Genomic DNA, 15,949 nt, shown 5'->3' with positions numbered 1-15,949 from the left:
TCTTCTGTTAACCGTTGTCATCCGATAGGGCTAACGCGAGCTCGCCGCGGGTCGTGATGCCGAGCTTGGCGTAGGCGTTGGACAGGTGGTTGTCGACGGTCCGCACCGAGATCACCAGCGACGACGCGATCTCCTTGTTCGTCAACCCACGCGCGGCGAGCACGGCGATCTCCCGTTCGCGCCGGGTGAGCACAGCACCCGACATCAGGGCCAACGCCGGAGTGCGCGCGCCCTCGCACATGCTCACCAACCGGCTGAACAACGCCCGATTGCCGGACTCGGCGGCAGCCTCGGCCGCGAGCAGCAGGTACCCAGCCTGCTCGAACCTGGTGGCGACGTCGACCAGAGCGCTGGAGTCGTTGCGCACCAGCGCTTCCGCGTGAGCGAAGTACGTCGGCACCAGCAGTCCCGTGGTGGACGAGGCGAGCTCCCCCAGCCGTTCCACCGCGTCGGCCGCGTGCCCGAGCCGCACCGCCTCGTGCAGCAGCATCGCCTCGGCCGCGAGCTCGCCGTGGTCACGAACCTCCGCCGCCGCCTCGAACGGTGACGCGCCGCCGGCCCAGATCCGGGCGATCCACAACCCGGGCAGGTACGGCCGCTGCCCCTTCGGCAGCAGCTTCTCAGCCTCGGCGAGCACCGGGCGCGCGTCGTTGCCCAGCAACGCTTCCACCTGCGCTAGTTCGCACAACTTCGCGAACGGCTTCGCGGGCCGTGCCTCTCGCAGCAAGCGCTGTGCTTCGAGCAACCGCCCACCGGCCCGTGCGAGTCCCGCCAGCGACACGGTCCAGAGAGTCCGCATGGAATCCCATTGGGCCTTCTCCCGATGCGCCTGCACGGCAAGACGTTCCGCGTTGCGCAGATCCCCGTGCATCGAGTAGACGAACACCTCGGCGAACACGGTCGTCGCCATGCCCAGCCCCACGTCGGGATTCGGCGGCACGACGGGAAACGGCCCCACGTACCGGCCCTGCACCACGTCGATCATCGCGAGGATCGCCGCCTGGTCCGGCTCGTCGTACGTGAGCAGTGCGCGCGCCTCGTCGTACCTGCCCGCGTCGAACCACAGCACCGATCGCTCGACCCGGTTCTCCAGCATGGGCACGGCTTCTTCGGTGCGTCCGAGGCCCCAGCCGAGGTTCAGGGCACGCATGGCGCGCACCTCGGACGGGTCGTCGTCGGACGAGATCATCGCGAAGATCTCTTCGGCCTCCTCCGCCCGGTCCGTGAAGACCAGTACGTGGGCCAGCACCCATCCGGCGTCCACACCACCACCTACAGCCCATGCGGCGCGTGCAAGTCGTTCTGCCAGAACAACACCACCCGTCGCGCTGGCCAGACGCGCGGCCACCAACAACTGCTCGGGGTCATCAGCCGTACCGCTGTCCAGACGCAACACGGCTACGCGCAACGGATCGTCCAGCACAGAGGCCAAGTAGCGCTGATGGTTGCGCTTGCGCAGAGGAGGGCACTGCGCGCGCAACACCTCGCCGTACAACGGATGCGCGAGCCTCAGCCCTTCAGCGGACACGGTGACCAGACCGTCCAACGCCTCGGACGCGGCGAGATCCAGCGGCTCCCCGAACGCCAGCAGCTCCAGCGTGCGGCGGTCTTCCTCGGAAACGGCGGCGAGATGCGCCTCGATCAGCTCGACCAGCCGCGGCGACAACGGCACCGGACCGTCCAGCGACCACACGCCGTCGTGCGCCACCCACCGCGCCGCGAAGTGCATCTCCCGCAGCAGCAACATGTTGCCGGCCGACGCCGTCCACAGCCGGTCGGCCGAAGCGGACTCCACCGCGCCACCGAGCACGGTTTCCAGCACCTCGACCACCGCGGTTCGCCCGAGCGGTTCGAGCTCGATGCGCGGCAGCAGTTCGTCCTTCCACAGCGCCACAACGGGTTCCGGCGCGCGCTCGCCCGAACGCAGAGTCGCCACCACCACGGCCTCGCGGTGCTGCACGAGGAGGTGCAACAGTCCTGCCGACGCGTCATCGAGCAGATGCACGTCGTCGACCACAACGACGCGACCGGCCAACGCGGTCCGTGCGGCGTGCAACATGGCCAACGGCGAGGGCTCCACCTCAGGCAGGAAAGGGGCCATCACGCCAAGTGGAATGTCCGACATCGCCGAGGTGGCCCGCAGCCGGACGTCGCACGCCACCTCGTCCAGCAGCCGCGTCTTGCCCACCCCGGCCGGCCCGGCCACGATCAGCCCGGCACCGCGCACCGCCCGCCGGACCGCGACGAGCTCGGCGTCCCTCCCCACGAACGGCCACCCCATGCCGCCAGGCTAGGTGATCGGCGCGAGGAAGATGGGTGATCGCCTACTCATGCCCCCGACCAGCGCAAACACCACCCTGGTGGCATGAGCTTCTTCAGCGATCCGACCCCGTACTTCGACCAGTGGCGCGCGCAGGGCCCCGAGCTGACCGACACACCGGACGGGCAGCAGGCTTGGGTGATCGCTCGCTACGACGACGCCGTCCAGGCCCTCAGCCACCCCGCGCTCAGCAGCAAGGTGATCCCCGGCGGCATGCTCAACCACAACGACCCGCCGGAGCACACGCAGCTGCGCAAGCCCGTCGCGCGCGCGTTCTCGACACGGCGCGTCGAGGCACTGCGGCCGCGCATCGAGCAGATCACCAACGACCTGCTCGACGCGTGGGAGACCGAGGACGAGGTCGACGTGATCGACACGTTCGCGCAACCGTTGCCCATCACGGTCATCTGTGAACTGCTGGGTGTGCCCGAAAGGGACAGAGATGAGGTCCGTGCGCTCACCGCGGAGCTCCTCGACCCGGCCACCATCGTCGAGGCGTACGGCAAGTTCGCCGCCTATGTGCAGCGGCTGCTGGAGACCAAGGAGCCCGGTGACGACGTCATCACCGAGCTCCGCGACGAGCCGAACCTCGTGAGCACCCTTGTGCTGCTCATCACAGCAGGGCACGAGACGACCGTGCAGCTCATCGGCAACGGTCTGCTGGCGCTGCTGCGCGATCCCGGCATGAAGCGGACGTTGGTCGACGACCCGATCCTGATTCCGGACGCCGTCGAGGAGTTCCTGCGGCACGACGGGCCGATCTCGCTCGGGGTGCCTCGCGTCGCCACCGCCGACGTGATCATCGGAGGGGTCACGATTCCGAAATCGTCGCAGGTCACCGTCTCACTAGGGGCAGCGAACCGGGATCCGTCCCGGTATTCGAATCCCGACGTGTTGCAGCTGGGCCGAGACCCACACGTCGCGTTCGGGCACGGCGTCCACTACTGCCTGGGGGCGCGGCTGGCTCGCATCGAGGCCGAGATCGCGTTCGGAACGCTTCTCCGGCGATTCCCGGAACTCGTGCTCGCCGCTGAGCCCGAGTGGCGGGAGTCATTCATCCGAGGCTTGGCGTCATTTCGCGTGCGACCGAAGCCCTGACGGCTGCTCTGGCCGCCGACAGGTCGTCGACGGCGTAAATCTCGGGGCAGGAGGCGATGACGAGGTCCTTGTCTGACGCGACAGTCAACAAAGAAACTTTCTCAGTCAACGACTTGGCTTGCCGGACAACTCCCTTGGCATCGACGCGGATCAGCGTGACCCACGTCTCTGACCAGGGAAAGTCCGCGACGGCGCTGGATTTCCGCAGGCCTTCCACATCGAACTCGGCAAATCTGGGCATGCCTCCAAGATAACGAGTGAAGGTTGCGGAAAGTCAAAGATCACCCTTTCACCGCAATGCAGCCAGCAGATGAGACAGGTTGACACCAACGGCGTCCGCCAACCGGCGCACGACTTCTGGAGCGGGTGCCAACGGGTGGGTGTCGCGGGTGAACGGCAGGCCTTCACCGCCTGAAAACTTGGATTGCGGGGTAACGGGCGCGAGGATCGGGTAGACGCGCCAGCGCGGCACCTTCGAGTCCGCCATCGCGAGCGTGTTCTCGTGCCACAACATCACCGCGGACTGCCGGATGTTGCGCGCGAGAACACATCCATATCCGGTCAAAGTTATTGCCCTGGCGGCCGCGCGGACCGGATTCCGGAAGTCCCCGTCCACCACCCACACGCCGTTGATGACCTCCGCGGTGAGCCCCTCGGCCTCCAGCGCGGCGAGCGTCTCGGCGTGCTGGTCGTCCGCGGCGGCCGTGGCGAGCTCGACGACCTCCTGGACCTCCGACGCCGTCACGACGCGCGCACCGGCCTCCGTGGAGTGGTGCAGGAGCCGTTCGACGTGCCGGTCCTCCGCGTAGGCCGCCCACTCCTGCGCCTTGTCCCACGCCGACCGTGCGATGACGTCGGCTTCGGAGCCTCCGCGCAACCGTGCGTCCTGCAGCAGCTGTGCGAGGACCACGGCGATGACGGAGCTCAACAACGCGTCGTCGTGCGACTCGTCGTTCTCGGGAACGAGAGAGATCACCAGGTCGCGCAGATCCGCGCGCCAGCTCTCGTCGCCCGCCCACACGCCGATGGCGAGCAGGTTCAGGTAGTGGTCCGCGATGGCCATCCGCACGAGCAACGGCTGAGTGCCGGACTCACGTGCGTCACGACGCGCGGTGGCCTTCAGCTGCTGCCGTTCCGCGGGATCCGCCACGCTGACGCGGATCTTGTCGAGCTCGTCGAGGAAGTCGTCCCACCGGCCCTCCGAAAACCGGGCGAAGACGTCGTCCACCTGATACCTCCAGCTCACAGTCGAGCGACGGACTCGAGTACTCGTCTGGTGCGCGCCACTTCGTGCGCGCGGAAGACCGCGGCGCCCGCCACCGCCGCGATCGCTGTCGCGACGAGGGTGCCCTCGACGCGCTCGTGCAGTTCCACGCCGAGGGTCTCCCCGACGAAGTCCTTGTTGGACAACGCCATCAGCACCGGCCACCCGGTCGCCACCAGCTCGTCCGTGTGCCGCACCAGCGCCAGGCTGTGCCATGTGTTCTTGCCGAAGTCGTGTGTGGGGTCGATCAGCACGCTCTTGCGCGGCACACCGAGTGCGACGACCTTCTCGGCGTGTGCGGTCGTCTCCGTGATGACGTCCTTGATGAGGTCCGGGTACACAACCCTATGCGGCCGCGTCCGGGGCTTCACACCGCCCGTGTGCGAGCAGACGTAGCCGGCGCCGTACTCCGCGGCGACCTCGGCGAGCTTCGGGTCCGCGCCCGCCCACGTGTCGTTGAGCAGGTCCGCGCCGGCCTCGCAGGCGAGCCTGCCGACGTCCGCGCGCCAGGTGTCGCTGCTGATGACGAGCTCGGGGTAGGCGTCGCGCACGCGGGCGATGAAGGGGACGACGCGCCGGGCTTCCTCGTCCGGGTCGACCAGATCGCCGGGACCCGCCTTCACGCCGCCGATGTCGACGATGTCCGCGCCTTCGTCGACGACGCGGTGCACGGCCTCCATCGCGACGTCCTCGGCGTAGGTGGCGCCCTTGTCGTAGAACGAGTCCGGGGTGCGGTTGATGATCGCCATCACCAGCGCGCGGTCGCGGACGACGGTCCGGCCGCGGAACTGGAGCTCGATCACACCCCGTGTCTACCAGGTGGTCCCCGGCCTTGGCACATGGCGGACGTCTCATACTGCTTCGCGTGGAACTGGTTCAGGCGCTCGACACCGCGTGGCAACGGGGCTGGCTGCCCTACGACATTCGCGAGAGCGTGTCGCGCTCGCTCCACGAGGCGCACATCTCTCTCGTGGTGGACGCGATCGCTTTGTCCTGTTCGCCGCATGCCGCGTCGACAGTGCATCCGCGGTGGCAGCGTCAGCTGGACGAGATCGGTGCCTCCGTGTGGTGGGAGGGCCCGTTGCTGGAGGCGTGGGCCGCGCGCCACATCGAGACCGAGGAGTTCGCGAATCGTGTGGCTGCACGGCTCGTGTGGTTCCTCAAGCGGTTGCCCGTGTTGCCGCGCCTCCTGCCGTTGCCGGGCGACGCGCTGACCTTGGCTGTGCGCGCGGGTCTGGACCCGAAGGTGCTCAACCGGGTGCGCGCGCTGCTCGCCAAGGCCGAGTCGACGTCGTTCCCGGAGGAAGCCGAGGCGTTGTCGGGCAAGGCGCAGGAGCTGATGAACCGGTACGCACTCGAACGGGCGATGCTGGGCGCGGACCTGCCCGCGCTCGCGACCTCGCGGCGGATGTGGCTCGAGAAGAGCTACTTCAAGGAGAAGTCGCAGCTCGTGCACGTGGTGGCGAGGTCGTTCCGGTCGCGTGCGATCGGTGCGGCCGACCTCGGGTTCATGACACTGGTGGGTGACGAGGTGGACCTGGACGGCGTCGAGCTGCTGTCGACGTCGCTGCTGGTGCAGGCGACGCGGGCGATGGTGGCGGTCGGCGGGCAGGCGGCGAAGGGCAGTCACGCGCGGTCGCGGGCGTTCCGGAAGTCGTTCCTGATCGCGTTCGCCGCGCGGATCGGGGAGCGGCTGCGGGCGTTGGCCGAGACCGCCGAGGACGCCGACGAGCGGTTGCTGCCGGTGCTGGCCAACCGGAAGCAGGCGGTGGACACGTTGTTCAACGAGATGTTCACCCGGACGAAGACGGTGTCCGTGACGGTGAGCTCGGCGGCGGGGTGGGGTGCCGGGCGTGCGGCGGCGAACGTCGCCGATCTCGGTCCCGGTCGGAAAACCGTTACTTCCGGTTAAGCTGACGGCCCCGCCGCCCTGGGACCTAGGGTGGTGCACGTCCTTGTTCGGGAAGTCTCTTGCCGTTGCCGCGGTGCTCGCGGTGGCCTTCTCCTCCACTGCTTCCGCATCGTTCTCGCTGCTCAGACCGCTGACGCGCGGCAACGGTGACTCCACAACGCCCATCATCAGCGCTGATGGGCGCTATGTCGCGTTCCCCTCTCTCGCGTCGAACCTGGTGCGCGGGGATCGCAACGACGTCTCCGACATGTTCGTGAAGGACCTGCGCACCGGGGTGGTGCGGTCGGCGTCTCTTGGTGGTGACGGGCCGTCCTTCGATCCGCCGGCGTTGAGCGCTGACGGTCGGTTCGTGGCGTTCGTGTCGTCGGCTTCGAATCTCGTGCCTGGTGACACCAACGGCCAGGACGACGTGTTCGTGACCGACATGCGCAGTGGGCGCGTCTCGCGCGTCAGTGGTGGGAACGGGCCGGCGTTCGGTAGTCCGGCTATCAGTGCTGACGGGCGTTATGTGGCGTTCCGGTCGGAGGCGTCGACGTTGGTGGAGGGGGACACCAACGGGGTGGCGGACGTGTTCCTGGCTGACCGGGTGTCTGGTTCGGTGCGGCGGATCAGCACGGCTTTGGACGGAGCGCAGGGCGACAAGCTGGTGCACCACGGGCTGGCGATGAGCGCGGACGGCCGGTTCGTCGTTTTTCCCTCTGCCGCAACGAATCTGGTTCCTGGTGACACGAACGGCAGCGTGGACATGTTCGTGAAGGACGTCGTTTCCGGTGCTGTGGAACGGGTCAACGTGTCGGCATCCGGCGAGCAGACGTCGTCCTACACGCTGATGCCCGCTATCACGCCTGATGGGTCACGCGTGTTGTTTGTGGCGTGGGGCGACAACCTCGTGCCCGGTGACACCGAGGACACGCCGGACATCTTCATGAAGGACAGGCGATCCGGTGCTGTTGTGCGGGTCAACACCCGCGCGGACGGCGTGGTCTCGGACGCGCAGCCGTACCAGCCGTCGGTGAGCGCGGACGGCCGATACGTCGTGTTCTCTTCTTTGGCGTCGAACCTGGTGCGTCGTGACACCAACAACGTGGACGACGTGTTCCTGAAGGACATGCGGTCTGGTTCGGTGATGCGCCTGAGTGAGCGTTTTGGCAAGCAGGGCAACGACTTCTCGCTGGCGCCGTCGATCAGCGCCGACGGCCTGTCTGTGGTGTTCTCCTCGAAGGCCACCAACCTGACCCCCACCCCTTCGAGTGAACTCCTCCTTCACAACCGCATCTGAAGGACCTCACCGGCGAAAAACCGTCAGACCCCCTCCCTAACGTCGACCCCATGACATCCACCTTCCACAACGAGATGAAGCTCGGCGAGGTCAACTACCGGCTGAGCGTCACGACGGACTCCGAGGAGTCCCTGGTGCTGGACCTGCTGGGGTCGCACGACTCAGGAGAGGTGATCGCGGACGGCCGCCTTCGACTACCGGTCGAAGGCGGCGCCACGGTCGGCAAGCTCCTGTCCCGCGTCCTGAGCGCCCACACGCGCCTGCGAGGCCGCACCTCCCGCTACACCAACGCAAACCAACCCTGGACCGAACCGCTCGACGCCTCCCTGCGCACCACCTGGCTCACCCCCACCGACAGCCCGGCAGCAGCCCTGATCCGCTCGATCGCCGACGACATGCACCGCTCCCCCACGGCCATCCGAGCCCGCCTACCTCGCGTGGGCTGCGATCCGGACGTTCCAGGCCGCGAACTCTCCCCGACAGCCGCCACCCTGCTAGGGGCGATGTCAGGGACCACTCAGGGAAAGACCTGATTCGCTCCTGCCCCGCCCGGCGGACTCTGGAGCAGTAAGCACCAGCGTCTCAGGGGGTAACAGTGGAAATCGGCGGCTTGTTCACCGCGCTGCTCTTCGGAGCCATCATCGGCGGTCTGGGCCGCCTGGTGGTCCCAGGCAGGCAGCACGTCTCACTCCTGGCCACCATCCTGGTGGGCATCGTCGCGGCCCTCCTGGGCACAGCGGCGGCCACAGTCCTGGGCGTCGCGAACACCCCGGGCATCGACTGGATCGAACTGGCCCTCCAGGTAGGCCTGGCAGGCGCCGGCGTGACCATCCTCGCCAACCGCTCCAGGCCCAAACTCCCCCGCTGACCACCACCCACCGGGCAAGGGGCGGCCCCAAGCCGCCCGCCCTCTCCACCCCGGCCCGGACCCGAGCCGCCCTGCCCGCCGCCGCCGCACGCGCGCGGACCGCAGGCCTTCCAACGGGTCCGAGCTCAGGCCGCAGACCTGTGGTGAGGCCCGCGGTCCGCGCGCACTCGCCAACCCCGGCCCGGCCCCACACAACCACCCGGCCAGGCAGCACCCCACACGCACGAAGCCGAACACCAACCACCGCGACAAGCCTTGGGAGCTGCACCGCCCTGCTGGCCGCTCACCGCCAGGCGCCGTCACGTCGCCGCAGCGCGGGGCGTTGGCCTGCCTGTCCTCACCCGGAAACGTGAGTCACGGGGTGGTCACCAGAACGCGCGATCAGGCTCGTCGATCACGTCCAGCAGCGCGGCCGGCGAGGTCTGCGCCGGCACGTCCGGCAGCAGATGCCACCGGGTGTTGCGGTCGGGCCAGTACAGCCGCCAGCAGGTGCCGTCATGGCGCAGTTGTGCCACCGACAGCCGGGTCCACTCAGGTCCGAAGTCCTCACGCCACGGCGGGCGGAGTTCCACGATGGTCACGTTCGATCCGCGAACGGTGTACTCGACGCGGACCTGATCGCGAAGGTGCTCCGGTATGCGCTCCTCGCACCAGCGGGCGATCTGACGCAGGTGGGTGTCGGGGACGGCCATAGCGCTGATGGTCGCAGAGCGACGTGGCTCGCTCACAGCCGATGGTCGAGCGGCCGCGACCAAACCGAGCCCGGACCACCCCGGAAGATCAGCGGAAGTTCATCCACCGGACCACTCGGTCAGCCACACTGCGCGCCTCCAAGCCCTCGATCCAGGAGGACAAGTGCTCCGGTTGTGCACAGGCCTGGTGGCCTTCGCGCTGGTGGTGTCGGCCGCACCCGCGTCGGCCACGACGACCCAGGCCCGGTTCCAGCGGTTCGACACGATGTCGGTGTTCCGGAACAGTTCCGCGGCTGAGCACACGGCCGCCGAGATCGCCGCCGCCACCGCGGACGGCAGGCTGGTCGTCTACACCGACTCGCCCGCGCGCCGGATCGGGTTCGCTAAAACCAGCACCACGAAGTTCACGCCGGACGGGACGCTGGCGATGGCCGGTGAGCCGACGTCGGTCGACATCGTCGGTGACCTCGCGCTGATCGCGGTGAACACGTCGAAGTCGAAGGCCGAGCCGTCGGGCGAGCTGGCGGTCGTCGACCTCAAGACGCGCACGGTCAAGGCCACGCACGACCTCAAGGGGCAGCCGGACTCGATCGACATCTCCAAGGACGGCCGGTACGCGGCCATCGCCATCGAGAACGAGCGCGACGAGGACGTCAACGGCGGCGAGATCCCGCAGGCGCCCGCCGGGTTCCTGACCATCGTCGACCTCAAGACCCAGAACCCGGCGCAGTGGCAGCTGCGCGAGGTCGAGCTGACCGGCATCGCGCAGACGGCGCCGGAGGATCCCGAGCCGGAGTACGTCAGCATCAACGGCCGCAACCAGGTCGCGGTCACGTTGCAGGAGAACAACCACATCGCGATCGTCGACCTGCGCACCGGCCGGATCACGAAGCACTTCGCCGCGGGCACGACCACGGTCAAAAACGTCGACACCAAGGACGACGGCAAGATCGACCCGACCGACACCATCACGGCTCCGCGCGAGCCGGACTCCGTTGCCTGGCTGGACGACCACACGCTCGCCACGGCCGACGAGGGCGACTACCGCGGCGGGTCGCGCACGTGGACGATCTTCGACGCCGACACCGGCACGGCGGTCAGGGACTCGGGCAACGAGCTGCAGCAGATCGCGATCAGGCAGGGCCAGTACCCGGACGGCCGCTCGGACAACAAGGGGGTCGAGCCCGAAGGTCTGGCCGTCGCCACGTTCGGGCACAACAGGTACGCGTTCGTCGGCCTGGAGCGCGCGAACCTCGTCGCGGTGTACGACGTGAACGACCCGCGCAAGCCGCGTTTCCTGCAGGCGCTGCCCACCGGTGTCGGGCCGGAGGGTCTGCTGCCGATTCCCGCGACGGGCACCCTCGTCGTCTCGGCGGAGGAGGACTCGGCCGGCGACGGCATCCGGAGCTCGCTCAGCGGCTACCGGCTGACCCGCACGCCGCTGCAGATGTCGTTGCAGCACAACCAGGGAACGCCGTCGATCGTCTCGGACGGCATCGGTTTCGGTGCGCTGTCGGGACTTTCCGGCATCCCCGGCAACCTGCGCGAGGTCGTCTCCATCACCGACGCCGCCTACAGCCCGACCCGGATCCTGACCATCGACACCCTCAAGGCACCCGCGAAGGTCACCGGGGAACTGACGCTCACCAAGGACGGCAAGCAGGTCAGCTACGACGGCGAGGGCATCGCGGCGCGCAAGGCCGACGGCTATTGGATCGCCGTCGAGGGTGACGGCAAGCAGAAGCCGAACCTCCTCGTGGAAGTATCCGCGAACGGCGCCGTTCAGAAGGAGATCCCGCTGCCCGACGTGGTCGCGAAAACGGCTACCAGCAACGGGTTCGAGGGCGTGACCGTGATCGGCGGCGGAGAGAAGGAGCAGGTGTGGCTCGCAGTGCAGCGCGAGTGGAAGGCCGACAAGCCCGGCCAGGCCACGCTCGCCCGCTACACGCCCAAGACCGGCGAGTGGGCGTTCGTCGCGTACCCGCTCGGCACCCCGCAGGCCGGTGCATGGATCGGGCTGTCCGAGATCACGGCGTTGAACGACCACACGTTGCTGATCCTGGAACGCGACAACCAGCGCGGTGACGCGGCCAGGACGAAGAAGGTCTACGAGGTCGACATCAGCGGCGTTGCACCGGTACCGGCAGGCGCCGAGAAGCCGTTGCTCACCAAGTCGCAGATCCGCGACCTCTTGCCCGCGCTCCAAGCGGACGGTGCCGCCACGCACGACAAGCCGGAAGGCCTTGCTGTGATCGGCTTCGGGCCGGTCAAGCGGCTCGTCGGCGTGGTGGACAACGACGGTCTGGACGACGCTCCCGGTGAGTCGGTGTTCCTGCGCCTCGGCCGGATCTGAGCGAACGCGCGGTCGTGTCACGATGGGGCATGACCGCGCGCCGCACCACCGTCCTGGAAGGCACCCGGACCCGCCGCATCAGGAACCCGAAGGACGGCGAGATCGAGGCGGCCGTCCTCAACATGGCCCGCGAGACGTCGGTCGTCCTGTCCGAGACGGACGACACGTACATCCAGGTCTGGCAGCGCCCCGACGGCATCTACCAGCTGGAACACCGGGCAGGCTCGCCACAGGAGCACTTCCAGACCCTCACGGTGTCACCGGAGAAGGTCCACACCGCCTTCATCGCGTGGCGACGCAACGAGGCGGCCTGGGCCGACCCGTGGACCTGGAAGTCGATCAGCGAGATGTTCTAGTCGCCTGGGGGCCTCAACGCCAGGTAGGCCGGGCGCAGCAGGTCCACGACGTTCGCGCGGCGCACGGTGATCGGCACGGCGTCGAGCTGGTCGAGCACCGCGTCCACCCGCACGACCGCCGTGGGATCGCCGAGGTTCAACGACGAGGTGGTCTGCCGCTGCCAGAACGTGTCCAGGCACTTCGTCAGCGGCGGCGCCTCCTCGCGCGCGGCCACCGCACGTGTCGTGCCGCGCAACGTGCGGAGGCGTTCCAACAGGTCTTCACGGCCACGGCCGCGCCAGGCGAGGATCTCGAACGGGTCGTTGTCGAACGACTCCGCGAGCAGGTAGCAAGTGGCGGCGAGGTGCTTGCACGGCACCTCCCAGTCCGGGCAGCTGCAGTCCATCGTCATCTCGCGCGACGACGCGGGGAACAGCTGCAGCCCCAGGGACGCGAACAACGTCTCGATGTCGGCAGGCATCTCACCGGCCAGCAACTTGGCCGCGTACAAGGCTTTTCCGGCCAGCGCGTGCTCGATCCGCTGCCACTCCGGGGTGGTGAACGACTTGATCGCGATCCGCGCCTTGTACGGCTGCGGCCGCGAGCCCTGCACCAGCGCGATGACCATGCTGGTGGACAACGAAAGCGACAGCACCTGCCCCTGGCGCGCGTAGTTGCGGCCTCGGGACAGGCGGCCGCCCATGCCGAACGACTCCAGCACCTCGATGAACCGCCGCGACCACCACGTCGCGCCGATGTCGCCGCGCTTGCTCTGCGCCTTGATGCCGTTGTCCACCTTGATGGTCTTGCCGTAGCGAGGCCCCGACCAGTGCTCACTCACCGATGGCCTCCCCGGACAGCGTCAGCAGCTCGCGCAGCTGAGAGGTCGACAGCTCGGTGAGCCAGTTCTCGCCCGCGCCCACGACCAGCTGGGCCAGCGCGCGCTTCTCCTCGATCATGGTGTCGATGCGTTCCTCCAGCGTGCCGATGCAGACGAACTTGCGCACCTGCACGTTGCGGCGCTGCCCGATGCGGAACGCGCGGTCCGTCGCCTGGTCCTCGACGGCGGGGTTCCACCAGCGGTCCAGATGGATCACGTGGTTCGCGGCGGTGAGGTTGAGACCGGTGCCGCCCGCTTTCAACGACAACAGGAACAGCGACGGGCCGCCTTTGTCCTGGAAGCGCTCGACCATGCGGTCACGAGCAGCCTTGTTCGTGCCGCCGTGCAGGAACATCACCTCGGTGTCGAAGCGCGCGGCCAGGTACGGCACGAGCATGCTGCCGAACTCGGTGAACTGCGTGAAGCACAACGCCTTGTCGCCCTCGGCGAGCACTTCCTCCAGAACCTCTTCGAGGCGCGCGAGCTTGCCGGAGCGGCCGGCGACGCGCGACCCGTCGCCGAGGAAGTGCGCCGGGTGGTTGCAGACCTGCTTGAGCTTGGACATCGTCGCGAGCACCAAACCCTTGCGGCCGATGCCTTCCGCGTCCTCGATCTTCTCCAGCATGTCGTTGACGACGGCCTGGTAGAGCGAGGCCTGCTCGGTCGTGAGGTTGCACAGCTGGCGCATCTCGACCTTGTCCGGCAGGTCAGAGATGATCCGCGGGTCGGTCTTCACCCGGCGCAGCACGAACGGGTTCGTGATCTTGCGCAGCCGGGCGGCCGCGTCCTGGTCGTTGTGCCGCTCCACCGGGACGGCGAACCGGGCGCGGAACGTGTTGACCGTGCCGAGCACGCCGGGGTTGGCGAAGTCCATGATCGACCACAGCTCGGCCAGCCGGTTCTCGACGGGCGTGCCGGTGAGCGCGACGCGGTGACGTGCCTTGAGCTGCCGCACCGCCTGCGACTGGCGGGTCGCGCTGTTCTTGATGTTCTGCGCCTCGTCGAGCACCACGCGGTCCCACGTCAGGTCGCCCAAGGCGTCGGCGTCGCGGGCCGCCAGCGCGTACGTGGTGAGCACCAGGTCGTGGCTTTCGACGGCCTCGCGCAACGCGTCGCCGTCCAACCGGTCCGCGCCGTGGTGCACGTGCACGGACAGCTCCGGCGTGAAGCGAGCGGCTTCGCGCTGCCAGTTGCCGACGACCGACATCGGACAGATCAACAACGTCGGCGGCCGCTTGCCGTGCGAGCGGTTCAGCGCTTCGAGTGCCAGCAGCTGCACGGTTTTGCCGAGGCCCATGTCGTCCGCGAGGCAGGCGCCCAGGCCGATCCTGTCGAGGAACGCGAGCCACGCGAGGCCGCGCTGCTGGTACGGCCGCAGCCGCGCGAGGAAGCTCTCCGGCGGTTCGACGGGCTCGAGCTGCTCGTCCGCCTTGCCGGACAACAGGTCGCCGAGCCAGCCGTCGGCCTCGACCGACATCAACGGCAGCGGCAGGCTTTCGTCGGCCTCGGTCAGTCCACTGTGGAGCATCACCTCGGCCGCAGTCATCTGACCGCCACCGCGCTTGAGAAACGCGAGCCCCGCCGCGAGCCGCTTTTGGTCGACCTGCACCCACTGCCCGCGCACCTTGACCAGCGGCACCTTCGCCCTGGCGAGCTCGGCCAGCTCGGCGTCGGTGAGCGTGTCCTCGCCGAGAGCCATCTCCCACTTGTAGTCCACAATGGACTTCAGGCCGATCTCGCTCTCCTTGGCGACGGTTCCGGCCGTGCCACGGCTCTTCGTGGTGAGCTTCAGGCCCAGCCGAGTCGTCTGCTGCCACCACGACGGCAGCAGCACGCCGAACCCCGCCTGCGCCAGCACCGGAGCCGCCTGCAGGAACCGGTACGCACCCTCCGCACCGACCTCCATCTCGGCCGGGTGCGAGCCGCGCAACGCCTCGTCGAGATCGGGGTGCAGCCTGCTCGCGCGCCCGAGGTCGGCCAGCAGGTGCTCCTGCGGTGCAGGGATCCAGCGCCGCAGCACGCCGTCGTCCGCGAACCACACCTGAGCCGCGGGCACCAGGACGCTCGGCTCGTCGACGGCCTGCAGCAGGAACTCGACCGCCCACTCGTCCTCGTCGCGCTGCTCGGGCGAGCGCAGCCGGAAGCACGTGCGCACCGGGCTCTCGTTGCCGGCGCTGTTCCGCCACGTGTCGAGCTGCTCGCGCAGTTCGTACAGCTCAACGGGATCCGCTTCGAACGCCGGCTCCGTCGTGAGCGCGGCGAGCCACGCCTCGGCGGTAGTGGTGCGGCCGCGGTGTTTCGGCGCGAGGTGCACGCCGTCCAAGCGGCTTCGGACCTGCTCGTCGACCGCGGTGGTGAGCGCCGCCCGCACCAGTTCCGCGGGGTCGCTGACGATCTCCTCGCACCGGCAGGCGGGCGGCATCGCGGCCTGCAGCGCCGCGAACCGCGCGGAGTCCGTGCCCGACAACACCGGCACCCACCGCGCGACGGGACCTTCCGCCGCGACCGACGGCAGCACGCGCCCACGATCGACCAGGTCCGCGGCGAACCCGGCGACGTCGAACACGAACCGCGCGGAGTCGCTCAGCCGCACCTCGGCGTCGAGGTCCGGCGTGGTTCGCTCAAGACGAATCGTGGGCACACCCCACTGCCGCAGCACGACCTTGCCGCGCTGCGCCCGGCCCGCCGCCAGCGGATCGCGCACCAGCTCCGGAGACGCCATCGGCCCTGATGAGAACGACGGCAGCAGCAGGTTCCGGACGGTCGTCCCAGGGGTTTCGGTTCCGAGGGCAGCAGCCAGCGACTCGGCCGGTGCCGCGAACGGGTGCGGCGCGTCCCGGCGGGTGCTCTCGCTGCGCGCGGGCAGCGTGGCGTCCTCGGCCCACAGCGCCAGAACGCCGTCGGTCGTGCACAGGCCATGCAGTACGAGCACTTCTGAACCCTATGT

General features: G+C 68.7%; 14 protein-coding genes. 7 read left to right on the top strand and 7 right to left on the bottom strand.

Features of this window, described 5'->3' with window-relative positions; all coding sequences use genetic code 11:
* Positions 1-7: 7 nt before the first annotated feature.
* On the bottom strand, positions 8-2,281 hold the full coding sequence (locus tag AB0M24_RS15440) for a helix-turn-helix transcriptional regulator (RefSeq protein ID WP_363766716.1): 2,274 nt from the start codon (positions 2,279-2,281) through the stop codon (positions 8-10).
* 84 nt (positions 2,282-2,365) lie between these two features.
* Here AB0M24_RS15440 and AB0M24_RS15435 point away from each other — a divergent pair, with 84 nt between their 5' ends.
* Entirely contained in the window at positions 2,366-3,418 is a 1,053-nt protein-coding gene (locus AB0M24_RS15435) for a cytochrome P450 (RefSeq protein ID WP_363766714.1), read from the top strand.
* Here the strand turns inward: AB0M24_RS15435 and AB0M24_RS15430 are convergent.
* From AB0M24_RS15430 to folP, 3 genes are read right to left on the bottom strand one after another with little or no spacing between them, the layout of a single operon-like run.
* Entirely contained in the window at positions 3,375-3,659 is a 285-nt protein-coding gene (locus AB0M24_RS15430; protein WP_090098272.1) for a hypothetical protein, read from the bottom strand. The two genes, AB0M24_RS15435 and AB0M24_RS15430, sit on opposite strands and share 44 nt — an antisense overlap.
* A gap of 48 nt (positions 3,660-3,707) precedes the next feature.
* The gene (locus tag AB0M24_RS15425; RefSeq protein WP_363766710.1) at positions 3,708-4,646 is read right to left on the bottom strand and encodes a hypothetical protein; all 939 of its coding nucleotides are present in this window, start codon (positions 4,644-4,646) and stop codon (positions 3,708-3,710) included.
* 14 nt (positions 4,647-4,660) lie between these two features.
* Positions 4,661-5,485, bottom strand: coding sequence for a dihydropteroate synthase (gene folP / locus AB0M24_RS15420; protein ID WP_363766708.1), 825 nt, complete (start codon positions 5,483-5,485; stop codon positions 4,661-4,663).
* 62 nt (positions 5,486-5,547) lie between these two features.
* Here folP and AB0M24_RS15415 point away from each other — a divergent pair, with 62 nt between their 5' ends.
* From AB0M24_RS15415 to AB0M24_RS15400, 4 genes are all read left to right on the top strand, one after another.
* Positions 5,548-6,594, top strand: a complete 1,047-nt coding sequence (locus AB0M24_RS15415; protein ID WP_363766705.1) for a DUF2786 domain-containing protein — start codon at positions 5,548-5,550, stop codon at positions 6,592-6,594.
* A 43-nt stretch (positions 6,595-6,637) separates the two neighbouring features.
* Entirely contained in the window at positions 6,638-7,873 is a 1,236-nt protein-coding gene (locus AB0M24_RS15410) for a hypothetical protein (RefSeq protein WP_363766703.1), read from the top strand.
* A gap of 50 nt (positions 7,874-7,923) precedes the next feature.
* Complete coding sequence (locus AB0M24_RS15405) at positions 7,924-8,406, top strand: hypothetical protein (protein WP_363766700.1); 483 nt, start codon at positions 7,924-7,926, stop codon at positions 8,404-8,406.
* A 62-nt stretch (positions 8,407-8,468) separates the two neighbouring features.
* Positions 8,469-8,741 carry a GlsB/YeaQ/YmgE family stress response membrane protein gene (locus AB0M24_RS15400; RefSeq protein WP_363766698.1) on the top strand — a complete coding sequence of 91 codons (273 nt, stop codon included), beginning with the start codon at positions 8,469-8,471 and terminating at the stop codon, positions 8,739-8,741.
* A gap of 365 nt (positions 8,742-9,106) precedes the next feature.
* On the opposite strand, the gene AB0M24_RS15395 is transcribed toward AB0M24_RS15400, so the two are convergent.
* On the bottom strand, positions 9,107-9,433 hold the full coding sequence (locus AB0M24_RS15395) for a DUF3024 domain-containing protein (RefSeq protein ID WP_363766695.1): 327 nt from the start codon (positions 9,431-9,433) through the stop codon (positions 9,107-9,109).
* Between the two features lie 163 nt (positions 9,434-9,596).
* Between AB0M24_RS15395 and AB0M24_RS15390 the strand changes: the two genes are divergently transcribed.
* Together AB0M24_RS15390 and AB0M24_RS15385 are read left to right on the top strand one after the other, a co-directional pair.
* The gene (locus AB0M24_RS15390; protein WP_363766693.1) at positions 9,597-11,786 is read left to right on the top strand and encodes an esterase-like activity of phytase family protein; all 2,190 of its coding nucleotides are present in this window, start codon (positions 9,597-9,599) and stop codon (positions 11,784-11,786) included.
* A 29-nt stretch (positions 11,787-11,815) separates the two neighbouring features.
* The gene (locus AB0M24_RS15385; RefSeq protein ID WP_363766690.1) at positions 11,816-12,142 is read left to right on the top strand and encodes a hypothetical protein; all 327 of its coding nucleotides are present in this window, start codon (positions 11,816-11,818) and stop codon (positions 12,140-12,142) included.
* On the opposite strand, the gene AB0M24_RS15380 is transcribed toward AB0M24_RS15385, so the two are convergent.
* Both AB0M24_RS15380 and AB0M24_RS15375 read right to left on the bottom strand, forming a co-directional pair.
* On the bottom strand, positions 12,139-12,963 hold the full coding sequence (locus tag AB0M24_RS15380) for an SWIM zinc finger family protein (RefSeq protein ID WP_363766687.1): 825 nt from the start codon (positions 12,961-12,963) through the stop codon (positions 12,139-12,141). The two genes, AB0M24_RS15385 and AB0M24_RS15380, sit on opposite strands and share 4 nt — an antisense overlap.
* The gene (locus AB0M24_RS15375; protein ID WP_363766685.1) at positions 12,956-15,934 is read right to left on the bottom strand and encodes a DEAD/DEAH box helicase; all 2,979 of its coding nucleotides are present in this window, start codon (positions 15,932-15,934) and stop codon (positions 12,956-12,958) included. The genes AB0M24_RS15380 and AB0M24_RS15375 overlap by 8 nt, the downstream gene beginning before the upstream one ends.
* Between the last annotated feature and the right edge of the window lie 15 nt (positions 15,935-15,949).

This window comes from Lentzea sp. NPDC051838, from assembly GCF_040681245.1.
Lineage (GTDB): Bacteria > Actinomycetota > Actinomycetes > Mycobacteriales > Pseudonocardiaceae > Lentzea.
Note: the sequence above shows the minus strand (reverse complement) of the source record. Positions and strands in the feature narration are given on the sequence as shown.

Bases quoted from the DNA above. Each gene is read 5' to 3' on its own strand.
- AB0M24_RS15440 (WP_363766716.1), bottom strand. From the start codon at position 2,281: ATGGGGTGGCCGTTCGTGGGGAGGGACGCCGAGCTCGTCGCGGTCCGG.
- AB0M24_RS15435 (WP_363766714.1), top strand. From the start codon at position 2,366: ATGAGCTTCTTCAGCGATCCGACCCCGTACTTCGACCAGTGGCGCGCG.
- AB0M24_RS15430 (WP_090098272.1), bottom strand. From the start codon at position 3,659: ATGCCCAGATTTGCCGAGTTCGATGTGGAAGGCCTGCGGAAATCCAGC.
- AB0M24_RS15405 (WP_363766700.1), top strand. From the start codon at position 7,924: ATGACATCCACCTTCCACAACGAGATGAAGCTCGGCGAGGTCAACTAC.
- AB0M24_RS15395 (WP_363766695.1), bottom strand. From the start codon at position 9,433: ATGGCCGTCCCCGACACCCACCTGCGTCAGATCGCCCGCTGGTGCGAG.
- AB0M24_RS15385 (WP_363766690.1), top strand. From the start codon at position 11,816: ATGACCGCGCGCCGCACCACCGTCCTGGAAGGCACCCGGACCCGCCGC.